The 9,658-nt window shown below is 67.4% G+C and carries 10 protein-coding genes; 5 read left to right on the top strand and 5 right to left on the bottom strand.

Going from position 1 to position 9,658, the window contains the following annotated elements; genetic code table 11:
- Both Sru01_RS11085 and Sru01_RS11080 read left to right on the top strand, forming a co-directional pair.
- On the top strand, nt 1-414 hold a 414-nt coding region (locus Sru01_RS11085), incomplete at its 5' end, for a colicin immunity domain-containing protein (RefSeq protein ID WP_203984017.1).
- A 605-nt stretch (nt 415-1,019) separates the two neighbouring features.
- Nucleotides 1,020-1,634: a hypothetical protein gene (locus Sru01_RS11080; protein WP_203984016.1), complete on the top strand. Its 615-nt coding sequence runs from the start codon at nt 1,020-1,022 to the stop codon at nt 1,632-1,634.
- 63 nt (nt 1,635-1,697) lie between these two features.
- Here the strand turns inward: Sru01_RS11080 and Sru01_RS11075 are convergent, their stop codons facing one another.
- Nucleotides 1,698-2,741, bottom strand: coding sequence for a saccharopine dehydrogenase family protein (locus Sru01_RS11075; protein ID WP_203984015.1), 1,044 nt, complete (start codon nt 2,739-2,741; stop codon nt 1,698-1,700).
- A 100-nt stretch (nt 2,742-2,841) separates the two neighbouring features.
- Here Sru01_RS11075 and Sru01_RS11070 point away from each other — a divergent pair, with 100 nt between their 5' ends.
- The gene (locus tag Sru01_RS11070) at nt 2,842-3,804 is read left to right on the top strand and encodes a helix-turn-helix domain-containing protein (protein ID WP_203984013.1); all 963 of its coding nucleotides are present in this window, start codon (nt 2,842-2,844) and stop codon (nt 3,802-3,804) included.
- Nucleotides 3,805-3,811: 7 nt separating this feature from the next.
- On the opposite strand, the gene Sru01_RS11065 is transcribed toward Sru01_RS11070, so the two are convergent.
- The 3 genes from Sru01_RS11065 to Sru01_RS11055 form a co-directional block, all read right to left on the bottom strand.
- Nucleotides 3,812-4,648: an ion transporter gene (locus Sru01_RS11065; RefSeq protein WP_203984011.1), complete on the bottom strand. Its 837-nt coding sequence runs from the start codon at nt 4,646-4,648 to the stop codon at nt 3,812-3,814.
- Between the two features lie 122 nt (nt 4,649-4,770).
- Nucleotides 4,771-4,989 carry a DUF397 domain-containing protein gene (locus Sru01_RS11060; protein WP_239137272.1) on the bottom strand — a complete coding sequence of 73 codons (219 nt, stop codon included), beginning with the start codon at nt 4,987-4,989 and terminating at the stop codon, nt 4,771-4,773.
- Entirely contained in the window at nt 4,974-5,810 is an 837-nt protein-coding gene (locus tag Sru01_RS11055; RefSeq protein WP_203984009.1) for a helix-turn-helix domain-containing protein, read from the bottom strand. Before Sru01_RS11055 ends, Sru01_RS11060 begins: the two co-directional genes overlap by 16 nt.
- Nucleotides 5,811-6,080: 270 nt before the next feature.
- Here Sru01_RS11055 and Sru01_RS11050 point away from each other — a divergent pair, with 270 nt between their 5' ends.
- On the top strand, nt 6,081-6,575 hold the full coding sequence (locus Sru01_RS11050) for an ATP-binding protein (RefSeq protein ID WP_203984008.1): 495 nt from the start codon (nt 6,081-6,083) through the stop codon (nt 6,573-6,575).
- Nucleotides 6,576-6,668: 93 nt separating this feature from the next.
- Here Sru01_RS11050 and Sru01_RS11045 read toward each other — a convergent pair whose 3' ends face one another.
- Nucleotides 6,669-7,739, bottom strand: coding sequence for a LacI family DNA-binding transcriptional regulator (locus tag Sru01_RS11045; RefSeq protein WP_203984007.1), 1,071 nt, complete (start codon nt 7,737-7,739; stop codon nt 6,669-6,671).
- Nucleotides 7,740-8,105: 366 nt separating this feature from the next.
- Here Sru01_RS11045 and Sru01_RS11040 point away from each other — a divergent pair, with 366 nt between their 5' ends.
- The gene (locus tag Sru01_RS11040) at nt 8,106-9,563 is read left to right on the top strand and encodes a cellulose binding domain-containing protein (RefSeq protein WP_203984006.1); all 1,458 of its coding nucleotides are present in this window, start codon (nt 8,106-8,108) and stop codon (nt 9,561-9,563) included.
- Nucleotides 9,564-9,658 lie beyond the last annotated feature (95 nt).

Raw genomic sequence — 9,658 nt, 5'->3', positions numbered from 1 at the left:
ACTGACTTCACCCGCACTCTTCTGTTGACGGCCTGTGCGAGTCGTCCTGTGCCGGCGCAGGTCACTGATTCGAAGGCAGGAGGGTTCCGGGTGGACAAGTCCTATTGGTGGGAGTTCGAAGGATGGCGGCACGAGCTTGCGCCTTACGTGGTGCTGGTGAGTGCCTTCATCGAGCACAGGTTGACGGGAGCCGAATTCGAAGTGATGTTCTTGAAGCTGTACAAGACCGATCCGACCAAGTGGGAGGACGAGCTGTTCAGGGCGCTAGACGGTCTGTTCGCCGCGGTGGACGACTACTGCGCGGACCCGCGCATCCTCGAGGAGGTAGGCGGCCTCGACGAGGCAGGCATGCGAAGTAAAGGCGAGTCGACCCTACGGGAACTACGCGCAATCCCCGGCAGTCATCGACTATGAGCTTATGAAGCGCTAGGCGGTAATCCTGTCTGGGAGCGGGACCGAAAGCGCTCGCGTAGTCTGTTAGGCGAAATCCGAATTTCCGCCGGCATCACGCCGCCTGATCAAGAGTCGTTCTGCGACGGAGTATTCTATTGACCGGAAGCGTGCCTGGGTCTACCGGTCGCCGTGACTCGGGCGGGAAAAGTAGAACTTCGCTTTCCTGGTACGCTAGAGAGAAAGGATAAGTGACAATGGCCACCCTGGGTGCGGGGAAGAACTCGCAATATCAGTGGGAGCTCTCTGATCGGGAGTTGACGCTCATCGTCTCGAGCCTGATCGACTCGCTGACCCGGAATTCGCCCTAGGAGATCGAGTATTTTTTCGGGTGGGACGCCTCCGAAATCCAACGGTTCGTCGAAGACATCAACCAGCAGGCCGATGCGGTGAAGCGGGCGGACGCCTGACGGTGCCGGCCGGCCGTCCAGGCTGAACTCGCTTCTGGGCTTTGCTGCCAATGTGGCCGCGTCCATTGTTCTGAGTCGGCCCGAGGAAGGACGGGGGCACAAATATAATGAGATCACGCAGCTTCAACGCTGATGATTACCATGGGGTGGAGGGCAGTGTTGAACGAGGAATTGACGGCGGGGCTCATGGCGAGCTTTGGAATGAGATTCCTTCACCTCAGGTACGGGACGGGAATTCCTGCTTTTCTAGCGGGAATGGTCACGTCTTGCGGCCCCGAGGAAGGGCGACGCGACAGGATTGTCAAGCTCCCTGACCCTGATCGCGTCGTTAAGTTCAATGCCGACTGGTACGAAATTGCGACCGAATTCGGGCTTTTCGCAGCGGATCGAAGTTTCCTGGTAGCGCTGAGTCCGGCTATAGACCCGGTCTTCGATCAGGCGCGGGAGGAGGCTCATGACTGGGAAGACCCTGTATGGTGGCAATCCATGTGGGGATTGGTGGAACTAGCCGACGACTGGGATCTCGCAGGTCAAGGAGCCGCATCGGGTATTCTTGGCTCAGGATACGGTCATCCAGGATTTTCCATGTCGGCCGTGGACGGGTCGGTGTTCATCGTAGGAACAGTATGGCAGGACAGCATCGGAACGGTCGTTCTTCCCAAGCCTTATCGCTCGCCCACACTTCGTGGGTTGGCCCATCGGAATATGGGATCGCGGACGGCTGCCGAGGAGGAAGACCTGATCGCGTTCCTTAATCGAGAGCACTGCGGGTGATCAGTCGTTCAGAAGTGCGGCCACGACGATGACGTGCGGGAGGCGGGCAGACGAGCAGGGGCGTCAGGTGCGGGTGGTGGCCGGGGTGTGCAGGGAGAGGTGGCCGGATAGGGCGCGGAGGAAGTCGGGGGCGTCGAAGGCGGCACCGGCGGAGGCGACGCCGGTGGCCTTGGTGCGGCCGGTGAGGATGCGGTCGGCGGCCTCGACCGCGAGCGGCGCGGTGATGGCGTAGATGTCTTGGCCGGCGGCGGTCACCCGGCGTTCCTGGCCACCGGCGCGGACCAGGACGTCGATGATGAAGGTCTGCGCGGAGCGGCCGCGCTCGTCGACGGCGGCCGGCGGCGCGGGGTTCGGGGCGGACAGGTCGGCGGCGGCCTGGGCGGTCATGTAGGTGCGGACCTCGGGGATCGTCAGGTGGCTGGGAATGGTGACGACGTCGGCCATGGTGAACTCCGCGATCACCCGCTGCGGGCCGAGCGGAGCGGGGAAGGGCCACTCCAGGGTCGGCAACGCGTCATCGTGGTACGCCAGCCGCCCGCCGGTGAAGCGGACCCGGCGGCCGCCGCGCCGCCGCGCCGAGACCGTGCCCGCGGCGAGCGTTCCGGCGGTGGGGTGCCAGCTGCTCAGCCCGTAGGCGACGTGCGCCTCGTCGGCCACCGTCCAGTCGCCCATCGCCGTGGTGACCAGCAGGTCGCCCAGGCCGCCGAAGAAGGCCATCGCCGGGACGACCAGCACGTCCGCGGCGCGGGCGCGCTCCGCCAGATGGGTGAACGTGTCGAGGTTCGCCTCGATCTCGGCCGCCACGTCGACGTACGGGATGCCGGCGCGCAGCGCCGCTTCGGCCACCGGGAGGGCGGTCGAGGCGAACGGCCCGGCGCAGTTGATCACGATGTCCGTACCGGCCAGCGCGCGGACCAGTGCGGCCGGATCGTCGGCCGGCGCCTGGCGGCTCTCCAGCCCCGGGTGGAGCCCGGTCAGCGCCCGCAACTTCTCCGGATCTCGGCCGAGGAGCAGCGGAACGTATCCGCGGTCGCGCAGCTCCGCCACCACGAACCGCCCGGTGTGCCCGTAGGCGCCGTACACCGCCACGTTCCGCGCCTGCTTCATGTCCGCTCCCACCTGCCGAAGTGATGTGCTGCGGAAAGCCTGCCGGGCCGGCGGGTCAACGCCTAGTGTCCGGAACGCCGATACCCGTACAATTCCCGACATGACTTCGGGCCCTTACTCCGTCGCGGTCGCCGCCACCGACGGGATGCTGCACTTCGAGCTGGGCCTCGCCTACGAGGTCTTCGGCTCCGCTCCGGACGCCGTGCCGGGTCCCTGGTACGACGTCACGGTCTGCGGCGCGCGCCCGGCCCGGATCGGCCGGTTCCTGGTGGAGCCGGACGGCGGGCTCGACCGGCTGGCGCACGCGCACACCGTGATCGTCCCCGCGCTGGCGGACATCGACGGGGATCCGCCGGCCGACCTGGTCGAGGCGGTGCGCGCCGCCCACGACGCCGGGGCGCGCGTGGTCTCGCTGTGCACGGGCGTTTTCGTGCTCGCCGAGGCCGGCCTGCTGGACGGGCTGGGCGCGACCACGCACTGGGCGCACACCGAGGCGCTGGCCGCGCGCTACCCCCGGGTGCGGGTCGACCCGGACGTGCTGTACGTCGACAACGGCCAGGTGCTCACCTCGGCGGGCAAGGCCGCGGCGATGGACCTGTGCTTGCACCTGGTCCGCCGCGACCACGGTTCAGTAATCGCCAACGCGGTCGCCCGCCGCCTGGTGGTGCCGCCGCACCGGGCGGGTGGCCAGGCGCAGTTCGTCAGCACGCCGGTGCCCGAGCGGGACGGCCACCCGCTGGCCGAGCTGCTTCCCTGGGTGATGCGGCGGCTGGACCAGCCGCTCACCGTCGAAGATCTGGCCCGGCGGGCGAACATGAGCTCGCGCCACCTGGCCCGGCACTTCCGGTCGGTGACCGGCACCACGCCGCTGCAGTGGCTGCTCACCCAGCGGATCCGCCGCGCGCAGGAACTGCTGGAGGTCACCGACGACAGCGTCGACGCCATCGCCTCGGCGGCGGGCATGGGCACCGCGACGACGCTGCGCCGCCACTTCCACCGCATGCTCGGCGTCCCCCCGGACGCCTACCGCCGCACCTTCCGGGGGGTCCGGCCGGGGGGCTGACCAGGCACTAGCGAGCCGCGCCGTTCGCGCCGGTCAGCGCGTCCCCGGAGACGGCCGGGCGCGCGGGGAGCGCCTCGCGGAGAGCGGCGATCTCCGCGCGGAGCGCGGCCAGCTCGGCGGCGATCGCCGGCGCGGACTCGGTGACGGCCGGCTCGGGGTCGCGTTCGCGCCGGTGCTCGTCCTCCATCGCGCTCACCACGACCGCGATGAACAGGTTGAGCACCACGAACGTGCACACCAGGACGAACAGCACGAAGAACACCCAGGCCGAGGGATGGACCCGCATCACGTCTCGGTTGACGTCCGACCAGCCGTCCCCGGTCATCGTCTGGAACAGGGTGAACAGTGAGGTCGGCAGGTCGCCGAAGTACTCGGGTGACGCCGCGCCGTACAGCCGGGTGCCCATCACCGCCGCCACGTACAGGATGAGCGCCAGCAGCACGGCGATGGACGACATGCCGGGCACCGCGCCCAGCAGCGCCGACACCACCCGGCGCAGGCTCGGCACCACCGAGATCAGTCGCAGCGCCCGCAGCACGCGCAGGGCGCGCAGCACCGACAGCCCGCCGGCGGTCGGCAGGAACGACACCCCGATGATCAGGGCGTCGAACACGTTCCACGGGTCGCGGACGAAGCGCAGCCGGTAGACGTACAGCTTGGCCAGCAGCTCGGCGACGAAGACGTACAGCGCGGCATGATCCACGACGTGCAGCAGCATGCCGTACTCGGCGACCGCCCTCGGCGCGGTCTCCACGCCGAGGGTGGCCGCGTTGAGCACGATCACCCCGATGATCGCCCGCTGGAACCTCGCCGACTCCAGCACTCGCCGGACACGTTCTCGCATGAAGGGCGCACTCCTGACACCGACACCGGGCACGCCAAGATCTTAGGGAACGCGCGCCGCCCGCCGGTGCGCTTCACCCGGCTCCGCCCGCCGCACGGTGCCAGCGACGCCGGGTGGTGCGCTCACCCCTCGAACGCGTCGCCCCGTACCCCACTCAGGAACGCCGACCAGCCCTCGGACTGGACGATGACCACCGGTGCGGGGTTCTTGCTGTCCCGGAGTCCCACCGCATGCGGCAGGTTGCGTGCCACCTCCACGCAGTTCCCGCCCTCTGAACCAGACCGGCGGGACTTCTGCCATTTAACCTGCGACAGCCGTAGGTCCATCATCTGCTGCTCCATTTGTCGCGCGCTTCCTTGATCATTTCGACGGATCGGGCTAAGGGAAGTGCTTCGGCTCGTATCTTGTCATATGCACCCCATACGTGTGTGATCAGCTGCTGGTCTGTGCTGATTTCTCCTCGACCGGCCGATTCGATGGAAACGACAGCCGTTCCGTCCGGCAGCTGTGCAAGTGCGAAGCCGGAGGAAAGGCCGGCGGACGGCACCGTCTCTCCTGGTACGAGCTGGATGTGCACGTTATACCGGATGGATGTCTCCAGTAGGTGGTCCAGCTGCTGACACATGACCGCCGGTCCTCCAATGAGGCGGTTGAGCACCCAGGTATCGATGAGGGCCCAGATCGCTGGCGGTTTTTCTTGATCTAGGAGGGATTGGCGCTGAAGCCGGGCCCTCACCCTGGCTTCTGTTTCTTCGGGAGTGGCGTTGGCCGCTCCAGTGAAGATGAGGCGGGCGTAGGCCTCGGTTTGGAGGAGGCCTGGTACTAGGAGCGGGTCCCAACTTCGGAGCACGAGGGCCGCCGGTTCGATCTCTTCAGCCCAACGGAGGTACCAGTCCGGTCCGAGTGGATACTCCTTGCTGAGCTCGCATAGACGGACAAAGTATTTCTTCTCCGTTAATTGAAAAATTTCATCCAGGATTGTCGCTTGGCTGAGGTGTGGGGTTCGCTTACCGAGTTCGAGCCGCGAGATATGCGTCTGAGTTACCCGCAAACGGGCGGCGATAGAGCTTTGCGATAAACCGGCAGTTTCGCGCATTCTGCGAAGTTCCGCACCGAACCTTTGACGTGCCGAATCCGTTTCGCTTTCACGTTCCTCGCTCATCGCTCCTCGTCCATCTGCTCGCGAGTAGGGCGTCAAGCACGGAGTATGCCGCTCTTAGTCCGTGGCAGTCCGAGGAACACATTGTTTGGCCTCTGATGGACTTGGTTCATCGCTGCCAACCCCACGCTCGTGAGCCAATCTTAAGCGGACGCTAGCCCGAGGAGCCGTCTTTGTTTCCGGGTTAAACCCAAGCCAACCCCGTACAGGTGGGGCGGTATGGCGGTTGCCAGGTAATGCGGGCAAAGCGGTTCGGGCGGAAAGGTGGCGATAGTGAACGAGAATCTTGTTGGGTGCCGGTCCGGCGTGGACATGAAGCCCACCGGGGTGTGCGGGGAGGTGGAGTTGGCGGGGGAGTTGCGGTCGGTGCCGGTGGCGCGGGCCTGGGTGCGGGCGTTCCTCGCGTCGGCGGGCCGCTGCGACGTCGGGGACGTCGAGCTGCTGGTCGGCGAGCTGGTGGCGAACGCGGTACGGCACTCCGACTCCGGGCACCGGCCGGGCGGCGTGGTGTGGCTGCGCGTGCATGACGACGGGCGGGCCGTGCGGGCCGAGGTGACCGACGAAGGGTCGAGCGGCGGCGTCCCCTCGATCACCACGCCGGTGGACCCGATGAGCGAGGGCGGCCGAGGGCTGTGGCTGGTACGCGAGCTGTCCTCGGCCTGGGGATGGCATCCGACCGGCACCGGCCGCACGGTATGGACCGAAGTGGTGCCGGGACCCGAAGCTTCGGCCCCGGACGGAGCCGCGCGCGGCGTGGAGACGCGCTGACACTCAGACCTGTGGGTACTCGTACGGGCAGTGCTACGGACCCTGGCGAACGTGAGTGCCGCCGACCCGCTCGGTCGATCGGGCGGGGGTGGGCTATGGCTCGGCGCGGTCGGGGGGTGGGGCGGTGCTGGCTCGGACGACGAGCTCGCTGGGGAAGATGATCTGGTTGTGCGGCGGCGGGTCGCCCTTGGCCAGCTCCAGCGCGGTGCCGAGCGCCGCGGCGCCCATGTCGTGCAGAGGCTGGCGCACCGTGGTGAGGGCGGGGCCGAGCCAGCCGGCCATCGGCAGGTCGTCGAATCCGACGACGCTGAGATCGGCGGGGATGCGCAGGCCGATTTCGCGGGCGGCCTGGTAGACGCCCATCGCCTGGTGGTCGTTGGCGGCGAAGATGGCAGTGGGGCGGTCCGCCAGGGCCAGCAGCGCGCGGCCCTCGCGCAGCCCGCCGGAGACCAGGAAGTCGCCGTGCCGGATCAGCTCGGCATCGACCGGGACCTTCGCGGTGTCCAGCGCCGCGCGGTAGCCGTCCAGCCGGGCGCGGCTGCACATGATGTCCGGCGGGCCGGTGATCGTGGCGATCCGCCGGTGCCCGAGGCCGATCAGGTGCCGGGCCGCGGCCAGCCCGCCGTTCCAGTTCGAGGTGCTCACCCACGGGGTCTGGTCGGTCAGCTCGGCCGCCGGCTCGATCGCCACCAGCGGGACGCCGTTGACGGCGAGGCTGCGGCGCTGGTCCTCCGTCGGCACGGCGAAGGCGGAGATGACCGCCAGCGGCTGCCGGGCCACCACGTCGGTGATCCAGGAGTCCGACGGGGTGATCGCGCCGCCCAGCTCGGAGAGCACCATGGCGGCCCGGTGGGTGGCCGCCTCCCGGTAGACGCCCTTGATGATCTCGAGCACCCAGGCGGTCTCCATCTCATGAACGACGAACTCGACCAGCCGGGTGAAACGCGGGCTCTTGCTCGGCGGACGGTAGCCCTGGTCGATCAGGGCGGCCTGCACCTTGCGCCGGGTGTCGTGCGAGACGTCCGGCCGGCCGTTGGCGACCTTCCACGCGGTGGTGATCGACACCCCGGCCTGCGCCGCCACCTGCGCGATCGTGACCGCACGCCGCCGGGGTGAGGCTGGTTCGGCCGTACCGGCACCGGGGTCGGAGGCCGCGTTTTCCATGACGTAAAGCCTAGCCGAGGGCGGCGATCATCAGAGGGGGGAAACGATTTCCGGCCGCTGATCACCGAAATTCATGTGATCGCTAACAGAAACGGTTCCGGCCCCAGAGGCCAAGGACGTCGAGCGGACGGTTCTACGCGCAGGTGGCGAGGCTTTCGCAGCTAGACCGCGGAACGGAAGGGGTGGCGTCGCTGAAACCCATGCCCATCAGGAGAGGGTCGAGTGGAGGTCGAAAACTTTTCTGAAGGTTTCAGCGGGTGAACCGACGTGACCTGCGGCTATTCGATCGCGGCCATTGTGAACTTTCCCACCGGGGGTGCGAGGTCCGATGATGCACCGGCACGCCAGGTGACCGAAGGAGCCTTCATGGAACCGTCAGCCCGCTCATGTCCGTCCACCGCGATGACCGGCCGCCGCCGCGGCACTTCGGGCATCCGGGAGGCCAGGCGTCGCGCGCTCGCCACCGGCATCGCCTTGCTGACCGCGGGTCTCGCCGTCGCGGTTCCCGCCCCCCAGGCCCGGGCGGCGGCCGGGTGCGCGGTGACATACGCGACCAATGACTGGGATTCGGGCTTCACCGCGAGCGTCAGGATCCAGAACCTGGGGGACGCGCTCAGCGGGTGGACGCTGGCCTTCGCGTTTCCGAGTTCGAGCCAGAAGGTGGTCAGCGGCTGGTCGGCGACCTACTCGCAGAGCGGGCAGAACGTCACCGCGCGGAACGTGGACTACAACGGGTCCATTCCCAGTGGCGGGAGCGTCGACATCGGATTCACCGGAGCCTTTTCCGGGTCCAACCCCAAGCCCGTCGCGTTCACGCTGAACGGCGTCGCCTGCACCGGCGCCACCACCACGCCGAGCGCGACCCCTACCGCCAGTCCCACGCCCACCCGCACCCCCACCCCGACTCCGACCGGGGGCGGTCGCTGGTCGGACCAGGCCGACGGGTTCGCCTCGACCAGCGGCAGCGGCCTGAGCACCACCACCGGCGGCGCCGGCGGCCAGACCGTCACGGTCACCAACTACGCCGACCTGGTCAAGTACGCCGGCTCGTCCAGTCCGTACGTCATCAGGGTCAACGCCCCGATCACCGTGACCCCGTACGGCACCGAGATCAAGGTGGCGTCCAACAAGACGATCGTCGGCGTCGGCCGGAACGGCCAGATCGTCAACGGCGGGTTCAACCTCAACAACGTCGGCAACGTCATCATCCGCAACCTGACCATCCGCGACACCCGGATGACGCAGGACGATCCCGACGACAAGGACTACGACTACGACGGCATCCAGATGGACACCGCGCACCACGTCTGGATCGACCACAACACCATCGTGCGGATGAACGACGGCCTGATCGACAGCCGCAAGGACACCTCCTACCTGACCGTGTCCTACAACGTCATCGCCGAAGGGAACAAGGCGTTCGGCATCGGCTGGACCGACAACGTCACCGCGCGGATGACGATCCACCACAACTGGATCCACGACAACAACGTGCGCAACCCGAGCACCGACAACGTCGCCTACGCGCACCTCTACAACAACTACATGCAGAACATCAAGGGCTACGGAAACTACTCGCGCGGCCACACCAAGATGGTGATCGAGAACACCTACTACGAGAACGTCAAGGACCCCTACTACCGCGACGACACCGCTGAGCTGAAGCTGATCGGCAGCACCTGCGTGAGCTGCACCGGCCAGAAGGAGACCGGCGGCTCGGCCTTCACTCCCGGCTCCTTCTACTCCTACACCTTGGACCCGGCGTCCAGCGTCCCGTCCATCGTGAAGACCTACGCCGGTCCGCAGGCCGACATCGGCAACTGACCCCAATCGGGCTGATCCACCGCCGGGGTGCCGGACCGAGGGTGATCGAGGCGCTACCAACCGTTTCGATGCGTTCCCCGGGAATCTTCGGTGAA

Source organism: Sphaerisporangium rufum (assembly GCF_016863395.1).
Classification (GTDB): domain Bacteria; phylum Actinomycetota; class Actinomycetes; order Streptosporangiales; family Streptosporangiaceae; genus Sphaerisporangium; species Sphaerisporangium rufum.
This window is presented reverse-complemented; position numbering and strand designations above follow the sequence as displayed.